Here is an 18,342-nt window from a genome sequence, read left to right on the forward strand (position 1 = left end):
ACGATGAAGAAGACGGCGCTGGGCCCCTCGGGCATCGAATGCTCGGCCATTGGCCTGGGCACCTGGGCGATGGGCGGATGGATGTGGGGCGGCGGCGACAACGCGGCGGCCGAGGCGGCGATCCAGGCTTCGCTGGATGCGGGCGTGACCCTGATCGACACCGCGCCGGCCTACGGCCTGGGGCGCTCCGAAAGCATCGTGGGCACCGCGCTCAAGGGGCGCCGCCACGAGGCCGTGATCGCCACCAAGTGCGGGCTGGTGTGGCACACGCAGCAGGGCACGCACTTCTTCGAGGAAGACGGACATCCCGTGTACCGCTACCTCGGCCGCGAGTCGATCTTCCATGAATGCGAAGAGAGCCTGAAGCGCTTGCAGACCGACTACATCGATCTCTACATCACGCACTGGCAGGACAGCACCACGCCCGTGGCCGAGACCATGGACGCGCTGCTCGCGCTCAAGAAAGAGGGAAAGATCCGCGCCATCGGCGTGAGCAACGTGAGCCCCGAGACGCTCGCCGAATACCTGCGCCACGGCCCGGTCGATGCGGCGCAGGAGCGCTACAGCCTGATCGACCGCGAGATCGAGCAGACGCTCGCGCCCCTGTGCAGCGAGCACAACGTGGCGGTGCTCGGCTATTCGTCGCTGGCGCTCGGCCTGCTCGCGGGGCCCATCGATCCGGCACGCGAGTTCAAGGGCGACGACCAGCGCGCGAGCAATCCGCGCTTCAGCTCGGCCAACCGAGCAACGCTCAAGGCCTTCTTCGAGGAACTCGAGCCCGTGCGCGCAAAGCTCGGCTGCTCCTTCGGCCAGATGATGATCGCGTGGACCGTCGCGCGCGGCACCGTGGCTGTCGCGCTGTGCGGCGCACGCGTGCGCCAGCAGGCCATCGAGAACGCCGGCGCCGGCGCGGTCGCGCTGGGCGGCGACGCGCTGCGGCTGATCGATGCCGCGGCCAGCCGCCACCTGGGCGCGCTCGCCTGAGCTTCGCTTCTTTTTTCCGATCCCCTACAAGGAGTTCTTTCCGATGTCGAAAGACAAGACAGCGCGGCTCAACCGCTTGCTCACCAACGGCCGCTGCCTGGACATCGCCCTGGACCACGGCGTGTGCAACGAGCCCTCCTTCCTCGACGGCCTGGAAGACATGCCCCAGGTCATGGAGAAGCTCCTGGCCGCCGGCCCCGATGCGATCCAGCTCAACTACGGCCAGTCCGACCTGCTGCAGGACCGCCCGGGGCGCAACAAGCCCGCGCTGGTGATGCGCATCGACATGGGCAACCCCTACAACGCCACGCTGCACCGCGTGATGTGGGCCCAGCTGCAGAACGAGCACGACCCGGTGCTGCCGGCGGTGCAGCGCGACGCGGCCTGCGTGGTGGTCAACCTCTTCATGCTGCCCAACGAGCCCGACCTGTTCCGCCAGTGCGTGCAGAACATCGCGCGCGTGCGCGCCGACTGCGACCGCTACGGCATGCCGCTGATGATCGAGCCGCTGGTGATGCAGTCGCCCACGCCCGGCAGCCGCTACCAGGTCGACGGCGACGCCGAAAAAATCGTCACGCTGGTGCGCCTTGCGCGCGAGATGGGCGCCGACATCGTCAAGGCCGACCCGACCAGCGACCCGAAGGACTTCCACCGCGTGGTGCAGGCCGCGCGCTGCCCCGTGCTCGTGCGCGGCGGCGGGCGCGAAGACCTGCAGCAGGTGTTCGCGCGCTCTCGCGTGCTGCTGGACCAGGGCGCCGTCGGCATGGTGTACGGACGCAATGTCTACCAGCACGCCAATCCTTCGGCGGTGGTGAGTGCGCTGATGGCCATGATCCACCGCGGCGCGAGCGCCGAGGCGGCCTGGGCCCTCTACGAATCGGACGGCGCGAAGTAAGGCAAAAGAAGAAATCAGCACGGCAGGCGATGCACCCGTCGCCAGCCGGGGTGCGTCCTGCGCGCGCACTGGAGAGGGATCGAGCAATGGGTTGCCCTGCGACTTTCCAACAACCTGGAGGCGACGATGAAGATCCGGTATTTCGTGATGGCGTTCCTGGCCCCGCTCGTCACATTGCTGACGCATGCGGCCATCACCGGGGTCAGCCCGATGACCACCCTCGGCAACATGGCCACGGCGGTTTCCGAGGCCGTTGCCGACCCGCTCCCGCTGCAGGGGCCGGGCCTGGGCAACCTCAGCTACACATCGGCGGAACTGTTCAAGCCGGTGTCGATGATCACGAGCCTCGCGCACCCGCTCGACCCGGCGCACAGCAGTGCCTACGAGTCGCGCGAGGTGCCCGCCACCTACCCGGGCCGCAAGGACTACGGCATGAACGCGGGCATCATGGTCAACGGCTACTTTCTCACCTCCTTCGCGCCGGACAGCGGCCTGGGCCCGGGCGGCTTCCTGCTGTACGACGTGTCGAACCCGCGCCAGATCCGGCTGGTCAAGAAGATCTACGAACCCGATGACGCGACAGGTGGCCGCATCAAGGAGTTCCGCGAGACGCATTCCTTCGGCACCGCGAAGATCGGCGGCAAGACGTACGTGGTGCTGCCCAGCATCAACGGCGTCGAGTTTTGGGACTTCACCGACATCAACGACATCAAGCAGGTGAAGAAGCTGGCGCTGCCCGGCGTCAACGGCGGCGACTACGAGAACGTCGCCTGGCAGCTCTGGTGGCAGGCGCCCTACCTGTACGTGGCCTCGGCGGGCCGCGGCATCTTCATCGTCGATGCCGCGGACCCCGCGAACGCCGTGGTGGCGAACCGCGGCGCCGGCAAGCCCAACCCGGTGCCCACGGGCGAACTCGGCAACTTCCGGATCGGTCCGATCTTCACCATGGGCAACCACATGGTGCTGACCGCGATGGAAAGCAACGGCGGCTTCGCGAGCCTCGACATCTCCGACCCGCTCAACCCCAAGGTGCTCGATTCCATCGTGGGCACCACGCCGTTCTACTACGCCACCTGCTTCGACGGCAGGAACCTGCACGTCTCGACGCGCGGCAGCGGCGCGAAGATGTACAGCTACGACCTCTCCGACCGCTCGCGCTTCGTGGCCGAGGACAACCGGCTGGCCATCGACGAACAGCTGTACTGCGCCACGCAGGACAACTACGTGATCCAGGGCGCGCAGACGCGCATCCACAAGGTCGACGTGAGCAATCCGCTCAATCACGTGGAGGTGGGCCGCGGCAGCATCCTTCGCGAGGACGACCCGAACTACTCGCATTCGGACAACGGCCAGGTCGCGATGTTCGGCAACCTGGTCTTCGTGGGCAACGACCACGGCTCGGGCAGTGGCTTCGTCGTGCATGCGGTGGACCCGGACACCACCCGGCCCGAGGTGAAGCAGGTCTCGCCGGCCAACGGCGCGAAGCAGCAGGCCCTGAGCTCGCGCATCGGCCTGGGCATGACGGACAGCATCCGCCCCGAGAGCGTGAACGCCAACACCTTCATCGTGCGGCCGGTGGGCGGCAACACGCTCGCGGGCACCTACAGCGTGCAGCTGGGCATCATCAATTTCCACCCGGAGCTGCCGCTTTCTCCGGGCACCAGCTATGAAGTGTTCCTGCCTGCCAACGGCGTGAAGGACTATGCGGGCAATGCCATCGGCGCCGACTTCAAGTCGACCTTCAACACCGGCAACGCGACCGACATCAACCTGCAGCACTACTGGACGCTGGCCGGCAACCTCTCCGACTCCATCGGCAGCAACAACGGCACGCCGGCGTCGGGCGATACCTTCGAAAGCATCGGCATGAGCTTCGCGAACCGCACCGCCGGTGTGCCGCTGAAGAACGAAAGCGTCGCCACCGTGCTCGGCGGCACCGCGTCGCTGAGCTTCTACATGAAGACCACGCAGGCCGGCAGCGCGAACCCATGGACCGCGCCGGGCATCTTCGGGCGCGACCAGGCCAGCGGAGCGGACGACGTGTTCTGGGGCTGGATCGACGGCAGCGGCTTCATGAACCTCTCGGTCGCGAACAAGGCCACCAACAACCCCGGCACCCGCTCGCAGGCGGCGGTGAACGACGGCAACTGGCACCACGTGGTGATGACGCGCGATGCGGCCTCGGGCGCGCAGGCCATGTACGTGGACGGCGTGAAGACCAGCTCCACGGGCCTCACCGGCACCAAGGGGCTCGCGAACAAGTTCCAGGTCATGGGCCAGATCCAGGGCAACGCCGACCTGTTCAAGGGCACGCTGGCGGAAGTGCGCGTGTACAGCCGCGTGCTCACCGACGGCGAGGTGGCCACGCTGCGCGGGCAGGCGATCATCGGCGACCCCGGCATCGGCGGCGGTCCGAAGATCGTCAACGGCCAGCTGGTGTTCGACCCGGCCACGCTCGGCAGCAGCGGCGCGCAGTTCCGCTGGAACTTCGGCGACGGCACGCAGACGGCCTACTCCACCCAGCCGCGCTACACCTACACCTACACACGGCCGGGGCACTACACCGTGACGCTGACGGTGCGCGACGCAAGCGGCCGCGAGACTTTCTACACCTACAACCTCACCGTGATCGTGCCGGTCACGGCGCGGGCGCCCACGCACACGACCAATATCGCGGGCGATGCGAATTCGGTCTACTCGCTCAACCCCGACAGCGGCACGGTCGCCGCCATCGACGCGCAGACCCTGGCGAAGCGCTGGGAAGTGCGCGTGGGCGACGAGCCGAAGACGCTGGCCGTGGGACCGGATGGGCGCATCTGGGTCGCGGTGCAGGGCGAGGACAAGCTGGTGGCGCTCAGCGCGGCCGACGGCAGCCTCTCGGCCACCGTGCCGCTGGCCTACGGCAGCGGCCCCTACGGCGTGGCCTTCACGCCCGACGGCGCGAAGGGCTTGCTGACGCTGGAGAGCAAGTCGGTGCTGATGAGCTTCGACCCAAGCAACGGCGCCACCACCGGCGCCGTCGCCCTCGAAGGCAGCCTGCGCGGCATTGCCGTGAGCTCCGATGCGCAGGTGGCCTACGTCACCCGCTTCAAGTCGAAGCTGACGGGCGGCCAGCTGCACAAGGTGAACCTGCAGAGCATGAGCGCAATGCCCACCATCGCGCTGCCGGTGGACACCACCACGGTGGACACCGAGAGCCGCGCGCGCGGCGTGGCCAACTACCTGAGCCAGGTGGTGATCTCGCCCGACGGCCGGCGCGCGGTGCTGCCTTCGAAGAAGGACAACATCGTGCGCGGCCGCTTCCGCGACGGCGTGGACCTGACGCACGACCAGAGCGTGCGCTCCATCCTCTCGCAGGTCGACCTGCAGGCGGCGGCGGAAGTGTTCGGCGAACAGATCGACTTCGACGACCGCGCCCCGGCGCGCGCGGCGCTGTTCTCTCCGCCCGGCGACTACCTCTTCGTGGCGCAGATGGAAGGCAACCGCGTCGCCATCGTCGACCCGTACAGCCGGGCCGTGCGCGGAGAGATCAACGCGAGCAGTGCGCCGCACGGCCTGTACCTGGATGCGGCGCGCAAGCGGCTGTTCGTCAACAACTTCCTTGCGCGCTCGGTGTCGGTGCACGACGTGTCGCTGGTGCTGTCGTCGGAATCGGCGGCGGCGACCTTCCTGCAGAACGTGGCGACGGTCGCGCAGGAGCCGATGGCGGCCGCGGCGCTGCGCGGCAAGCAGGTGTTCTACAACGCCTCCGACCGGCGCATGAGCAAGGACAACTACATCTCCTGCGCGAGCTGCCATGCGGACGGCGGCGACGACGGCATGGTGTGGGACTTCACGCAGCGCGGCGAGGGCCTGCGACGCACCATCAGCCTCATGGGCCGGCGCGGCGCGGGCCACGGCAAGATGCACTGGACCGCCAACTTCGACGAGGTGCAGGATTTCGAGAACGACATCCGCAACGAGTTCGGCGGCACGGGCTTTCTGACGAATGCGGATTTCGCCGCCACGGCCGACCCCTTGGGCGCGCCCAAGGCCGGCAAGAGTGCGCAACTCGACGATCTTGCGGCCTACCTGAGTTCGCTGAACAAGTACATGCGCAGCCCGGCGCGTGCGGCGGACGGCAGCCTGAGCGTGGAGGCGGCGCGCGGCCAGACGGTGTTCAACACCGCGCAGTGCGCCACCTGCCACACCGGCGGCACCTTCCGCGACGGCCTGCGGCACGACGTGGGCACGATCCAGCTCTCGTCGGGCAAGGGCCACAACCAGCCGCTCGCGGGGCTGGGCTTCGACACGCCGACGCTCTCGGGCACCTGGAACACGACGGCCTTCTTCCACAACGGGCAGGCCGCGACGCTGCAGGACGTGCTGAACAGCGGCCACGGCAATGCATCGAGCCTGCCGTCGACGGACGTGGTGGCGCTGCGCGAGTACGTGCGCTCGCTGGACACGGCCCCGGCGGTGGTGACGCGGCTGCGCTCGGACCTCAATCCGACGATGTGCGTGAACATCAAGGGCGGGGCGACGGCGAGCGGCACGGTGGCGGTGCAGTGGCCCTGCGGCACGGCGAGCCACGAGAAGTTCACGGTGACGTCGGTCACGGGCGGCTATGTGCAACTGGTGGCCGAGCACAGCGGCCTGTGCCTGGCGCAGAACGGCACCGCGACGACGAACGCGCCAGTGGTGCAGCTGGCATGCACGGCGGGCAACGCGGCGCAGTGGAGCCTGGCCGGCGGCACGCTGCGCAACCGCGCCTCGGGCTCGTGCCTCGACGTGCCCAACGGCTCGACGACGCAGGACACGGCGCTGATCACGTGGACCTGCAATGGGGGGAACAACCAGAACTGGACGCAGCTGCCTTAGGGCTTGCTTTTGTTTCGGGGCGCTCTTGTTCAGGGCGCTGCTGTTCAGGCGCTGTTGTTTGTTCAGGGCGCTCTTGTTCAGGGCGCGTGCCCAGGCCACCGGGTACTCCCCTCCGCGAATGTCCCCCGGGGCTACGCCCCTCCTCCTTGATTTCGCTGCGGGGAGCACCCGATGCCCTGCGCACCGGGCACGCTGTCGGTTCGCGGCTGATCAACGAGTGCTCTGAACACGCTCCCGCCGATGGGGTGCCCTGCGCAGCGAAATTAAGGAGGAGGCCGCAGGCCGGGGGACATTCGCGGAGCAGGGCACCCCGTCGGCGGGAGCGCGCCCACCACCCACAAACAGCGATCGTCGTTTTCGCCTCAAGCATGACCTCCCACGTCATCGACCGTACGCACCCGCTCTGGGAAAGTACCTCCATCGATCAACCACTGGAGAAAACACCATGACCGGCTTCAACATCCTTCCCCTCGCAGTCGCCCTGCTCATCGGCGTGGCAGCGCTCGGCTCCTGCCTGGGCATCGGGCTGGTCGGGCAGAAGTTCCTCGAGAGCACGGCGCGGCAGCCCGAACTGGTCGACACGCTGCAGACCAAGTTCTTCCTGGTGGCGGGCGTGACCGACGGCGCATTCATCATCGCCACCGGCATCGGCCTGTGGTTTGCAACGGCCAATCCCTTCGGCTGAAGCCGGCGAAAAGGCCCACCGAAACGGGCCCCGCGCACCAGGAAGCGGCACGGACCATTGGCACCATTCGTGCTAGTACCGTTGACAGCGAATTGTTTATGGTTAAAGTATTTAGCTATCAACGGTTCGACGTCTTCGGTGCTGCATGGCGCGGCGCCGGGGCGCCGTTTCACCCTTCCTCTGCCGGAGAATCCATGAGCCACCCGTCCCCGAAGTCGCCCGCGCTGCTGCCGCGCACCCTGCTCTCGCTGCTGCTCTGCGGCGCGGCCCTTGGTGGCGCGGCGTCGGCCGTGGCCGCGCCCGTGAAGGTGGGCCTGGCGCTCGACATCTCCGGCCCATTCGCGGCCCTGGGCGCCGAGGCGCGCGACGGCTTCGCGCTCGGCATCAAGCAGCTGGGCGGCAAGCTCGGCGGGCAGGACGTGGAGTTCGTGCAGGCCGACATGGCCGGCAGCCCCGACCAGGCCAAGCAGCTGGTCGACCGCATGATCCAGCGCGACAAGATCGACCTCTTCAGCGGCCCGATCGGCTCCAACGTGGCGCTGGCCGTGGGCCCGACGCTGTTCAATGCCAAGGTGCCGTACCTCTCGGCCAATGCCGGCCCGAGCCAGTTCGCGGGCGCGCAGTGCAATGCCTATTTCTTCGGCACCGCCTACCAGAACGACCAGTTCCACGAGGCCGCCGGCAAGTTCGCGCAGGACCGCGGCTTCAAGAAGACCGTGCTGATCGCGCCCAACTATCCCGCGGGCAAGGATGCACTGGGCGGCTTCAAGCGCCAGTTCAAGGGCCAGGTGGCCGACGAGCTCTACACCAAGCTCGGCCAGATCGACTACGCCGCAGAGCTCGCGCAGCTGCGCGCGGCCAAGCCCGACTCCATCTACTTCTTCCTGCCCGGCGCGATGGGCATCAACTTCATCAAGCAGTTCGTGGGCGCGGGCCTGTCGAAGGACATCACGCTCGTGACCAGCGGCTTCTCGGCCGACGAGGACGTGATCGGCGCGGTGGGCGAACCGATGCTGGGCCTGTTCAACACCTCGCACTGGGCGCACGACCTCGACAATGCCGCCAACAAGGCCTTCGTGGCCGCGTTCCGCAAGGAATACAACGGCCGCTACCCTTCCGTGTATGCGGCGCAGGCCTATGACGCGATCCTGGCGATGGACGCGGCCGTGAAGCAATCGGGCGGCAACGCGCAGAACCGCGAGGCCGTGGTGGCCGCACTGAAGAAGGCCAACTACGCATCCACGCGCGGCAGCTTCAAGTACGCGAACAACCACTATCCGGTCGAGAACTTCTACCTGCGCGTGATCGGCAAGGACGCGCAGGGCAAGGTCACGAACAAGCTGATCAACACGGTTCTCACGAACTACGGCGACTCGTACGCCGACAAGTGTCCCCTCAAGTGAGCGGCATCCTCGTTCTCGAGCAGCTGCTCAACGGCCTCGGCTATGGGCTGATGCTGTTCCTGCTGGCAGCGGGGCTCACGCTGGTGTTCGGCATCATGGACGTGCTGAACCTCGCGCATGGCTCGCTCTTCATGTCGGGCGCGTACGTGGCGGCCGAGGCGCACACGCGCACCGGTTCGTTCACGGCAGCCATCGTGATCGCGGTGGCGGTCACGGTGGTGGTGGCGCTGCTGCTCGAAGTGCTGCTGATGCGCCGCCTCTACACGCGCGACCACCTGGCGCAGGTGCTCGCCACCTTCGGCGTGATCCTGGTGGCCGACGACATCGTGAAGATGGCCTGGGGCCCGTCGCCGGTGATGGCGCCGACGCCGGCCGCGCTGTCGGGGCCCATCGATCTGGTCGACGGCCTGCCCTACCCGTCCTACCGCCTCGTGATCCTCGCGGGCGGGCTGCTGGTGGCGCTCGCGCTCTACCTCCTGGTCAACCACACGCGCATCGGCATGCGGGTGCGCGCGGGCGCGTCCGACCGGCCGATGGCGGAGCTGATGGGCGTGCGCGTGGGCCGCATCTTCAACGGCGTGTTTTTGCTCGGCGCGGCGCTGGCCGCGCTGGCCGGCGCGCTGATGGGGCCGATCGTCGCGGTGCAGGTCGGCATGGGCGAGGCGATCCTGATTCCGGCGCTGGTGGTGCTGGTGATCGGCGGCATCGGTTCGGTGCGCGGCGCCTTCGTGGCCGCACTGATGGTGGGCGTGGTCGACACGGTCGGACGCGCCTTCGTGCCGATGCTGCTGCGCGCCACGCTGCCGCCGGCCACCGCGGCCGACCTGGGACCGCTGTTCGCCGAAGTCGCGATGTACGCGCTGATGGTCGTCGTACTGATCTTCCGGCCTTCGGGCCTTTTCTCCGCCCGGTCATGAAGTTGTCCTCACGCTCTCTCGGCCTCGGGCTGCTCCTCCTCCTGCTGCTCGCGGCCTTTCCGCTGGTCGCGCCGCTGTTCGGGCTCGAGTTCTACATCGGCTTCGTGCGGCGCGTGCTCGTGGTGGCGCTGGCGGCTGCCAGCCTCAACTTCATCCTGGGCTTCGGCGGCATGGTGGCGCTCGGGCATGCGGGCTTCATCGGCATGGGCGCCTACACGGTGGTGGCGCTCAGCGATGCGGGCGTGGTGTCCGCATGGGTGATGTGGCCGCTGGCCGCGCTGGTGGCCGGCCTCGTCGCGGCGCTGATCGGCACGGTGGCGCTGCGCACGCGCGGCGTCTACTTCATCATGACCACGCTGGCCTTTGCGCAGATGCTGTACTTCGTGGTGGTTTCGCTGCGCCGCTATGGCGGCGACGACGGCTACACGCTGATGAGCCGGCCCACGCTGCTGCCGGGGCTCGACCTCGGCAACGAATCGAACTTCTACTGGGTGGTGCTGGCCATCGTGGCGCTCGCGCTCTGGTGGCTGCACCGCGCGACGCAATCGCGCTTCGGCCATGCGCTGATGGGCATCCGCGACAACGAGACGCGCATGCGGGCGCTGGGCTACCCGGTGTTCAAGCTGCAGCTCGTGGCCTTTGCCATCGCCGGCGCCATCGCGGGGCTGGCGGGCGCGCTGCTCGCGGGCGGCAATGGCTTCGTGAGCCCGGCGACGATGCACTGGACGCAGTCGGCCACGCTGCTGGTGATGGTGGTGATCGGCGGACTGGGACGCAGCTGGGGCGGGCCGGTGGGCGCCGTGGTCTGGCTGGTGCTCGAGGAAGCGCTGAAGCAGCACACGGAGCATTGGCACATGCCGCTCGGGTTGCTGTTGATTGCTGTTGCGTTGTGGGCGCCCAAAGGGCTCGCAGCCTTGTACAAGCGCCGCTTGCCCCTCACCCCAACCCTCTCCCCAGAGGGGCGAGGGAGTAAAGCATGAGCCTCTTCAGAATCGAAGGGTTGGTCAAGCGCTTCGGCGGCTTGCTCGCAACCGACCATGTGAACCTCACCGTGGAGCGCGGCGAAGTGCATGCGCTGATCGGGCCCAACGGCGCGGGCAAGACCACGCTCGTGAACCTGATCACCGGGCTGCTCAAGGCGGATGCCGGGCGCATCCTGCTCGACGAGAAGGACATCACCGGCTTCAAGGACCACCAGCGCGTGGCGGCCGGCATGTCGCGCTGCTTCCAGGTGACGCGCGTGTTTGCCAAGGAAACGGTGCACGACAACCTCATGCTCGCGGCGCAGGCCCATGCGGGCAGCAGCCTGCGCTTCATGGCGCCGCGCGCGGCGGAACGCGGCCTGGTGGAACGCGCCGTGGCGCTGGCCGACCGCGTGGGCCTCGGCAATGAGCGCCACCGCATCGCGGGCACGCTGCCGCACGGCGCACAGCGCGCGCTCGACGTGGCGCTGGCGCTTGCGGCCGAACCCAAGCTGCTGCTGCTCGACGAGCCGATGGCCGGCATGGGCCCCGACGAATCGGCGCGCATGGTGGAGCTGATCGAGTCGCTGCGCGAATCGATGGCCATCCTCTTGATCGAGCACGACATGGACGCGGTGTTCCGCCTGGCCGACCGGCTCACGGTGCTGGTGCAGGGGCGCGTGCTGATGAGCGGCACGGCCGACGAAGTGCGCGGGCATCCCGATGTGCAGGCGGTGTACCTCGGTACCGAAGCGGAAGGACACGCATGAACGCAGCCACCACATTGCTCGACGCGAAATCCGTCGAGGCCGGCTACGGCGCAAGCCAGGTGCTGTTCGGCATCGACCTGCGTATTGGCGCGGGCGAAGTGCTCGCGCTGCTGGGCCGCAACGGCATGGGCAAGAGCACGCTGCTGAAGGTGCTGACCGGCACGCTTTCGCCGATGCGCGGCAGCGTACATTTCGGCGGCGATGCCATCGGCGGCCCACACAAGACAATGAGGCCCGACGCCATTGCACGGCGCGGCGTGGCCATCGTGCCCGAGGGCCGCCATGTGTTTCCGAATCTCAGCGTCGACGAGCACCTGCGCGCCTTCGCACGGCCGCGCCCCGGCAGCGCGCCGCGCTGGACGGTCGAGGCGCTGTACGGCCTGTTCCCTCGCCTCGCGGAGCGCAAGGCCAACGCGGGCAACCAGCTCTCGGGCGGCGAGCAGCAGATGCTGGCGATTGCGCGTGCGCTGTCGACGCATCCGCGCCTCTTGATCCTCGACGAAGCCACCGAGGGCCTGGCCCCGGTGATCCGCGAGGAGATCTGGCATTGCATTTCCACGCTCAAGGCCGAGGGCGAGGCGATCCTGGTGGTCGACAAGTACGTGCAGCGCCTGCTGCCGCTGGCCGACCGCCACGTGATCCTGGAACGCGGGCGCGTGGTGTGGCAGGGCGATTCGGCCGCGCTCGACGCCGACCGCTCGCTCTGGACGCGCTACCTGGGCGTGTAGATCCCGGTTCGCTACCGCGGACGGAGCGCCAGGAAGTTGGCCCAGGCCACGTTGCCGCGGCCGATCCACTGGCTCTCCCACTGCATGCGCAGGCCCGCCGTCTCGAGCTGCGCGGCGAAGCGGTCCTTCGCCCAGTAGACAGTCTTGTAGTCGCCATTCGTCTCGCCTTCGCCGATGCGCATCGCCGCCAGGAAGACCCCGCCGGGCGCGAGCGCATCGAACACCTTGCGCAGGACCGGCGCGATCTGCGCGCGGTCGACATGGATCAGCACGCACATCGCGACGATCGCGCTGTAGGGCCCGCCCAGCGCATCCGTGACGACGTTGAGCAGCTCGCCCTTCTTGCCGCGCTCCGCCTGCAGGTCGAGAAAGGCCTGGACCGCATCGGTGCGCCTCACGGCCCCGCCCAGGGCCTCCACGAAGTCGGCGTCCTGCCCCGTTCCGGAACCGATCTCGAGCACGCTGCCGCCTGCCGGCACGAGCTGCATCATCCGGCGCAGCGCATCCTCGATTTCGGCCGGCCGGTGGCCCGCCACGATCGCGTTGTATTCGCGGGCGGACGCTTCGTAGGACTCGATGGTGCGGCGCATGTTCTCCTGCGCCGGGTCGGGAATGTTCATGGGAGCCTTTCCAGTTCCTGAGGAAAGTTACCTAAGCGCTCCACATTACACCGAGCGTGTGATGCCGCCATCCACGCGAAGGTTCTGCCCCGTGATGTAGCCCGCGCCTTCGGATGCGAGAAAGCCGATCACGGCCGCGATCTCGCTGCTCTTGCCGTAGCGGCCCATCGGAATGCGCGAGCGGAACTCGGGCTTCTCGGGCAGGCTGTCGATGAAGCCGGGCAGCACGTTGTTCATGCGCACGTTCTGCGCGGCGTATTTGTCGGCGAAGAGCTTGGTGAAGGCCGCGAGGCCGGCGCGGAACACGCCCGAGGTCGGGAACACGGGGTCGGGCTCGAAGGCGGCGAAGGTCGAGATGTTGATGATCGAGCCGCCGCCCTGCTTGACCATGAGCGGTGCCACGAGCCGCGCGGGGCGCACCGCGCTCAGCAGGTAGACGTCCATGCCGCGGTGCCAGTCTTCGTCGCTGATGTCGAGGATCGGCGCGCGCGGACCATGGCCCGCACTGTTGACCAGCACGTCGACGCGGCCCCATGTGTCCATGACCTTGTCGACGAGTCGCTGGAGGTCGTCGTTTGATTGGTTGGAGCCGGTCACGCCGATGCCGCCAAGCTCGGCGGCGAGCGCCTCGCCCTTGCCCGATGACGAAAGGATGGCGACGCGAAAACCGTCATCCGCGAGCTTGCGCGCCGCAGCCGCGCCCATGCCGCTGCCACCGGCGGTGACGATGGCTACTTTTTTCTGTGCTTCGGAAGACATGTGGGTCCTTGGTTCATTTCATGCGAGACCCGCATTTAGCCAAGGATTCGGAGGGCTTGCACGGGCTGGGCTCGGGCGCCGTTGTTCAGGGCGCGTGCACAGATCACCGGGTACTCCCCTCCGCGAATGTCCCCCGGGGCTACGTCCCTCCTCCTTGATTTCGCTGCGGGGAGCACCCGATGCTCTGTGCACAGGGACACGCTGCTGGTGTATCGCTGATCAACCAGTGCTCTGATCACGCTCCCGTCGATGGGGTGCCTTGCGCAGCGAAATCAAGGAGGAGCGCGAAGCGCGGGGGACATTCGCGGAGCAAGGTACCCCGTCGGCGGGAGCGCCGCCCTGAACAGCAGCATCGAATACTTCCTCAGCGCTTGACCCGCAGCATTCCCTCTTGCGCCGTAGAAGCCACCAACCGCCCGTCGCGCGTGAACAGGCTGCCGCGGCACAGGCCGCGCGCGCCGCTCGCGCTGGGCGAATCGAGCACGTAGAGCAGCCAGTCGTCCATGCGGAAATCGCGGTGGAACCACATCGCGTGATCGAGGCTCGCAGGGCGCACCTGGCCGCTCATGAAGCTCAGGCCGTGCGGCAGCATCGCGGCGCGCAGCAGGCCGTGGTCGGAGGCGTAGGCCAGCAGCGCGCGGTGCACCACCGGGTCGTCGGGCAGCGGCGCGATGGCGCGCATCCAGATGGCGCTTTCGGACGAGCGCACCGCCGGCGCCAGCAGGTCGTCGGCCTCGACGCCGCGGTATTCGATGCCGTGCGGCTCCAGGCCCTTGATGCGCCAGCGCCCGGGCAGGCGATCGCCGAGCGCGAGGCGCTGGTCGAGTTCGCTCGCGAGGCCCTCGGGGCCCTCCACTGCGGGCATGGCGAACTGGTGCTCGACGCCGTCGTCCACCGTCTGGAACGAGGCCGACATCTCGAAGATGATGCGCTCCTGCTGGCGCGCCACCACGTGCCGCGTGGTGAAGCTGCGGCCGTCGCGCACGCGGTCCACGCTGTATTCGATGGGCGCATGCTCGCCCGGCAGCAGAAAGTAGGCGTGCATCGAATGCACCGGCCGGTCGGCGCCCACCGTGAGGCTCGCGGCCGCGAGCGACTGGCCGAGCACCTGGCCGCCGAACACGGCGGGCGTGCCGATGTCTTCGCTCTGGGCCAGGAATTTGTCGCCTCCGAGGGGCTCGAGCTGCATGAGCGCGACGAGTTCGGCGACAAGGCGGGCGGCGGTGGCGGGATCGGTGGTCATCGGAGGAGGAAGAGCGTCAATGCGAAGGAAGCAACCCCAGACCATAGCAAAGGCCGCGCCCGCGGGCTGTCGCGGGGCGGTCAGTGCTTCGCCGGCGGCTCAGCGGTCGAGATCGGCGCCGTCGGCGGCCAGCTTCTCCTGGAGCGCCGGCACGTCGACCTCCGCGAACTTCGCGCTGGCACCCAGCGAAGCCGCGGCCGTGCCTGCCGCCTGCCCCATCACGAAGCAGCCGCCGCTCGCGCGCGCGGCCGACTGGCCTTCGTGCGTCATGGCAGCGCAGCGGCCGGCCACCAGCAGGTTGTCGACGCTGCGCGGCACCAGCATGCGCCAGGGCAGCTGGTTGTAGGTGCGGCTCTCGTCGCGCGGAAAGGCCCACTCGATGCGGCCGTCGGCATGCATCTCCATGGGCCAGGCGTTGATGCCGATGCTGTCGTCGAAGCTGGCCGACGACAGGATGTCCTCGCCCGTGAGCGCATAGAGGCCTTCGATGCGGCGCGTTTCGCGGATGCCGACCTGCGGCGCGATCTCGACGATGGCCGAGTGCGCGAAGCCCGGCACCTCGGCCTTCATGAACCTGAAGTACTCGGCGATCTGGCGCCGGCCTTCGAGCTCGCCTTCGGTGAGTTCGCGCGCATCGACGCCGTTCATCGCGCGGCCGGCCGCGTTGCGGATCTGCGTGACGTTGGCGCGCCACTCGCGCGGGTCGATGTTGGGCCGCAGGATCGCGCCTTCGCGCGGAAACCGGTAGGCGCCCGGCTTCTGTGCCTGCACCTGCGCCATCAGGTCGTTGATGGCCTTGAATTCGCCGACGGCCGCGAGTGCCGGCTGCGCATCGACCTGGCCGACGCGGAACATGGTGGTCGGGAACAGGCCGCTGCCGTGGCCATCGCCCACTTCGAAGGGCACGCCCGCAAAGGCCGCCACGTCGGCGTCGCCGCTGGCATCGACAAAGGCATTGGCGCGGATCGCCTGCCGGCCCGACTTGGTCTCGACCACCAGCGCCGCGATGCGCTCGCCCTCGCGCACCACCGCGGCGGCCCAGGCATGGAACAGCAGCTTCACGCCCGCGTCGAGCAGCAGCTGGTCGGCCGCGATCTTGTAGGCCGAGGTGTCGTAGGAACGCACGCGGATGCGGCCCTGCATGCCGTCCTGCGGCGTGTTGAGGCCGCCCAGCGCATCGATGCGCGCAAGCAGGTCGTCGGCCACGCCGCGCACCAGCAGCGTCATCTCGCCGTTGCGCTTGCCGTAGAGGCCCGCGAAGTTGGTCACGCCGCCCGCGGTGCCCATGCCGCCGAGGAAGCCGTAGCGCTCCACCAGCAGCGTGCTGGCGCCATGGCGCGCCGCGCTCACGGCGGCGGCAATGCCGGCGGGGCCGCCACCGACCACCACCACGTCGTATTCGCCGAACACCGGCAGCTCGCGCGCCGGTTCGCTCAGGGTCTTGTGTGGGACGGCGGCCATCACTGGATCTTGATGCCGCGGGCCGAGATGATGCGCGCCATGATCGCCGCCTCTTCCTTCACGCGCAGGCGCATGCCGTCGGGCGAGGTGCCCACCGCCTGCCAGCCCTGGTCGAAGAGCTTCTGGCGCACTTCGGGCTGCTTCATGATGACCTCGATCTCGCGGCTGATGCGCGCCTGCGCGGTCTTCGAGAGGTTGGCCGGGCCGAGCAGCGCCACCCACACCTCGAGGTTGAAGTCGCGCACGCCGGCGTCGGCCAGCGGCGGCAGCTCGGGCACCAGCGCGCTGCGGCCGCCCGTGAGGCCGATGGCCTTGAGCTTGCCGGCGCGCACCTGCGGCATGGCCACGCCCGGCGGGATGAGGCCCATCTGCACCTGGTCGCCGAGCATCGCGGTCACGACCTGCGGGTTGCCCTGGTAGGGCACGTGCTCGGGATTGAAGCCGGCCACGCGGCTCTTGAGCAGTTCCATGCCCAGGTGTCCGACCGAGCCCACGCCCACCGAGCCGTAGTTCCACTTGTCGCCGCCCTTGCGCGCCGCGTCGAAGAACGCGGTGCCCGAGGGCAGGTTGTTCTGCGCCACCAGCACCAGCGGGGCCGTGGCAATCAGCGAGAGGTAGGTGAAATCCTTGGCCGGGTCATAGGGCAGCCGCGGATACAGCATCTTCGACGAGGTGAGATTGCCGTTGATCACGATGCCCAGCGTGTGGTCGTCGGTGGCCTTGGCCACCATGTCGGCGGCGATGTTGCCCGAGGCGCCGGGCTTGTTGTCCACCACCACGGGCTGGCCGAGCGCCTTGGCGAGCGGCTCGGCGATGGTGCGGGCGGCGATGTCGGGCGTGGAGCCGCCCGGAAAACCCACGAGCAGGCGGATGGGCTTGGTCGGCCAGGCATTGCTCTGTGCGCTGGCCGCGAGCGGCAGCGCGGCGGCGGCGGCCAGGCCGCAGGCGATCAGGAGGGCTCTCTTGGTGGCGTGCATGGAAAGTGAAAAGGAAATGTGAAAAAACGTAATGGTAATGAGGGCCGCTAGTCGAGGCTGATGTTGCCGCGGCGCACCAGCTCGCCATAGACCTTGGACTTGGCCTCGGCGTTGCGCTCGATCTCCTCGGGCGACCAGGCCAGCGGCTCGAAGGCGAAGGTGTCGAAGCGCGCGCGGATCTCGGGGTCGGCAATGACCTTGGCCACGTCGGCGTTGATCTTTGCCTTGACCGCCGCCGGCACGCCCTTGGGCGCGAGCAGCGAGACGAAGGAGTTGACCTCCAGCGAGGCCGGCCCGCCGGCCTCGGCCATGGTCGGCACCTCGGGCATCTGCGGAATGCGCCTGGGCGCGGCAATGGCCAGGTAGCGCAGCTTGCCGGCCTTGTAGATGCCCTGGCTCGACGGAATGCTGGCAAAGCTCCACGGCACTTCGCCCGTGCCCACGTTGGAGAACAGCTGCGACACCTCGCGGAACGGCGCATGCCGCATGCGGATGCCGGTGAGCGCCTCCAGCTGCTGCGCGCCCAGGTGGCCCGGGCTGCCCACGCCCCAGGAGCCGTAGACGATGGCGTCGGGGCTCGCCTTGGCGGCCGCGATCAGGTCGCCCATGTTCTTCCACTTCGACTCGCTCGACACCGCCACGAAGAAGGGCGTGCGGAACAGCGAGGCCACGGGATCGAAGTGCTGCAGCGTCACGAAGTTGCGCGACTTGTACAGGTGCGGCAGCGCCGCGATGTGCTCGCTGTCGAGCTGCAGCAGCGTGTAGCCGTCGGGCGCCGCGCGCCGCGCCTGGTCGATCGCGATGAAGCCGCCGCCGCCCGGCCGGTTGTCGATCAGCACGCGCTGGTTCCAGAGGCGCGAGAGCTTGTCGGAGACCAGCCGCAGCACCGCGTCGGGCCCGCTGCCGGCCGCGAAGGGCGTGACCAGCGTGACCGGCTTGTTCGGATAGTCGCCGGCCTGCGCCAGCGCGCCGGTGGTGGCGGCCAGCGACACCAGGGCCAGGATGCCCGCCCGCAATGCGCGTGGTGAAAAAGTCATGTTGTCTCCTGGGCCTGCGGCCTCGAATAGTGATGATGAAA

General features: G+C 68.5%; 15 protein-coding genes. 9 read left to right on the forward strand and 6 right to left on the reverse strand.

The window, feature by feature from the left end:
• The first annotated feature begins 3 nt into the window (after positions 1-3).
• From AC1DMS_RS29080 to AC1DMS_RS29120, 9 genes are all read left to right on the forward strand, one after another.
• Positions 4-984 carry an aldo/keto reductase gene (locus AC1DMS_RS29080; RefSeq protein ID WP_478182080.1) on the forward strand — a complete coding sequence of 327 codons (981 nt, stop codon included), beginning with the start codon at positions 4-6 and terminating at the stop codon, positions 982-984.
• Positions 985-1,027: 43 nt separating this feature from the next.
• The gene (locus AC1DMS_RS29085; RefSeq protein ID WP_012745532.1) at positions 1,028-1,879 is read left to right on the forward strand and encodes a class I fructose-bisphosphate aldolase; all 852 of its coding nucleotides are present in this window, start codon (positions 1,028-1,030) and stop codon (positions 1,877-1,879) included.
• Positions 1,880-2,005: 126 nt separating this feature from the next.
• Positions 2,006-6,739 carry an RICIN domain-containing protein gene (locus AC1DMS_RS29090; RefSeq protein WP_478182060.1) on the forward strand — a complete coding sequence of 1,578 codons (4,734 nt, stop codon included), beginning with the start codon at positions 2,006-2,008 and terminating at the stop codon, positions 6,737-6,739.
• A 445-nt stretch (positions 6,740-7,184) separates the two neighbouring features.
• The gene (atpE, locus tag AC1DMS_RS29095) at positions 7,185-7,424 is read left to right on the forward strand and encodes a F0F1 ATP synthase subunit C (RefSeq protein WP_012745530.1); all 240 of its coding nucleotides are present in this window, start codon (positions 7,185-7,187) and stop codon (positions 7,422-7,424) included.
• Positions 7,425-7,618: 194 nt separating this feature from the next.
• Positions 7,619-8,827 carry an ABC transporter substrate-binding protein gene (locus AC1DMS_RS29100; RefSeq protein WP_436298736.1) on the forward strand — a complete coding sequence of 403 codons (1,209 nt, stop codon included), beginning with the start codon at positions 7,619-7,621 and terminating at the stop codon, positions 8,825-8,827.
• Positions 8,824-9,744 (forward strand): branched-chain amino acid ABC transporter permease, encoded by a 921-nt coding sequence (locus AC1DMS_RS29105; protein ID WP_012745528.1) that lies wholly within the window; start codon positions 8,824-8,826, stop codon positions 9,742-9,744. The genes AC1DMS_RS29100 and AC1DMS_RS29105 overlap by 4 nt, the downstream gene beginning before the upstream one ends.
• Positions 9,741-10,724: a branched-chain amino acid ABC transporter permease gene (locus tag AC1DMS_RS29110; protein WP_278880555.1), complete on the forward strand. Its 984-nt coding sequence runs from the start codon at positions 9,741-9,743 to the stop codon at positions 10,722-10,724. Before AC1DMS_RS29105 ends, AC1DMS_RS29110 begins: the two co-directional genes overlap by 4 nt.
• Positions 10,721-11,476, forward strand: coding sequence for an ABC transporter ATP-binding protein (locus AC1DMS_RS29115; protein WP_307592992.1), 756 nt, complete (start codon positions 10,721-10,723; stop codon positions 11,474-11,476). The genes AC1DMS_RS29110 and AC1DMS_RS29115 overlap by 4 nt, the downstream gene beginning before the upstream one ends.
• Positions 11,473-12,204, forward strand: coding sequence for an ABC transporter ATP-binding protein (locus AC1DMS_RS29120; protein WP_478182061.1), 732 nt, complete (start codon positions 11,473-11,475; stop codon positions 12,202-12,204). The genes AC1DMS_RS29115 and AC1DMS_RS29120 overlap by 4 nt, the downstream gene beginning before the upstream one ends.
• Before the next feature lie 11 nt (positions 12,205-12,215).
• Here AC1DMS_RS29120 and AC1DMS_RS29125 read toward each other — a convergent pair whose 3' ends face one another.
• From AC1DMS_RS29125 to AC1DMS_RS29150, 6 genes are all read right to left on the reverse strand, one after another.
• Positions 12,216-12,824, reverse strand: a complete 609-nt coding sequence (locus AC1DMS_RS29125) for a methyltransferase (protein WP_478182062.1) — start codon at positions 12,822-12,824, stop codon at positions 12,216-12,218.
• Positions 12,825-12,869: 45 nt separating this feature from the next.
• Complete coding sequence (locus AC1DMS_RS29130; protein ID WP_418146559.1) at positions 12,870-13,583, reverse strand: SDR family oxidoreductase; 714 nt, start codon at positions 13,581-13,583, stop codon at positions 12,870-12,872.
• Between the two features lie 364 nt (positions 13,584-13,947).
• Positions 13,948-14,826, reverse strand: a complete 879-nt coding sequence (locus tag AC1DMS_RS29135; protein ID WP_278879699.1) for an acyl-CoA thioesterase — start codon at positions 14,824-14,826, stop codon at positions 13,948-13,950.
• Positions 14,827-14,925: 99 nt separating this feature from the next.
• Positions 14,926-16,287 (reverse strand): FAD-dependent oxidoreductase, encoded by a 1,362-nt coding sequence (locus AC1DMS_RS29140; protein ID WP_436042250.1) that lies wholly within the window; start codon positions 16,285-16,287, stop codon positions 14,926-14,928.
• Complete coding sequence (locus AC1DMS_RS29145) at positions 16,287-17,264, reverse strand: Bug family tripartite tricarboxylate transporter substrate binding protein (RefSeq protein ID WP_436042248.1); 978 nt, start codon at positions 17,262-17,264, stop codon at positions 16,287-16,289. The genes AC1DMS_RS29140 and AC1DMS_RS29145 overlap by 1 nt, the downstream gene beginning before the upstream one ends.
• Positions 17,265-17,311: 47 nt before the next feature.
• Positions 17,312-18,301 carry a Bug family tripartite tricarboxylate transporter substrate binding protein gene (locus tag AC1DMS_RS29150; RefSeq protein WP_436042246.1) on the reverse strand — a complete coding sequence of 330 codons (990 nt, stop codon included), beginning with the start codon at positions 18,299-18,301 and terminating at the stop codon, positions 17,312-17,314.
• Positions 18,302-18,342: the final 41 nt, after the last annotated feature.

This window comes from Variovorax sp. 05T418, from assembly GCF_056396385.1.

Excerpts from the sequence above, each read along its gene's own strand:
- AC1DMS_RS29150 (WP_436042246.1), bottom strand. The coding sequence starts at position 18,301 with ATGACTTTTTCACCACGCGCATTGCGGGCGGGCATCCTGGCCCTGGTG.
- AC1DMS_RS29120 (WP_478182061.1), top strand. The coding sequence starts at position 11,473 with ATGAACGCAGCCACCACATTGCTCGACGCGAAATCCGTCGAGGCCGGC.
- AC1DMS_RS29100 (WP_436298736.1), top strand. The coding sequence starts at position 7,619 with ATGAGCCACCCGTCCCCGAAGTCGCCCGCGCTGCTGCCGCGCACCCTG.
- AC1DMS_RS29090 (WP_478182060.1), top strand. The coding sequence starts at position 2,006 with ATGAAGATCCGGTATTTCGTGATGGCGTTCCTGGCCCCGCTCGTCACA.
- AC1DMS_RS29125 (WP_478182062.1), bottom strand. The coding sequence starts at position 12,824 with ATGAACATTCCCGACCCGGCGCAGGAGAACATGCGCCGCACCATCGAG.
- AC1DMS_RS29140 (WP_436042250.1), bottom strand. The coding sequence starts at position 16,287 with ATGGCCGCCGTCCCACACAAGACCCTGAGCGAACCGGCGCGCGAGCTG.
- AC1DMS_RS29080 (WP_478182080.1), top strand. The coding sequence starts at position 4 with ATGAAGAAGACGGCGCTGGGCCCCTCGGGCATCGAATGCTCGGCCATT.
- AC1DMS_RS29145 (WP_436042248.1), bottom strand. The coding sequence starts at position 17,264 with ATGCACGCCACCAAGAGAGCCCTCCTGATCGCCTGCGGCCTGGCCGCC.
- AC1DMS_RS29135 (WP_278879699.1), bottom strand. The coding sequence starts at position 14,826 with ATGACCACCGATCCCGCCACCGCCGCCCGCCTTGTCGCCGAACTCGTC.
- AC1DMS_RS29130 (WP_418146559.1), bottom strand. The coding sequence starts at position 13,583 with ATGTCTTCCGAAGCACAGAAAAAAGTAGCCATCGTCACCGCCGGTGGC.
- AC1DMS_RS29110 (WP_278880555.1), top strand. The coding sequence starts at position 9,741 with ATGAAGTTGTCCTCACGCTCTCTCGGCCTCGGGCTGCTCCTCCTCCTG.
- AC1DMS_RS29115 (WP_307592992.1), top strand. The coding sequence starts at position 10,721 with ATGAGCCTCTTCAGAATCGAAGGGTTGGTCAAGCGCTTCGGCGGCTTG.
- AC1DMS_RS29085 (WP_012745532.1), top strand. The coding sequence starts at position 1,028 with ATGTCGAAAGACAAGACAGCGCGGCTCAACCGCTTGCTCACCAACGGC.
- atpE (WP_012745530.1), top strand. The coding sequence starts at position 7,185 with ATGACCGGCTTCAACATCCTTCCCCTCGCAGTCGCCCTGCTCATCGGC.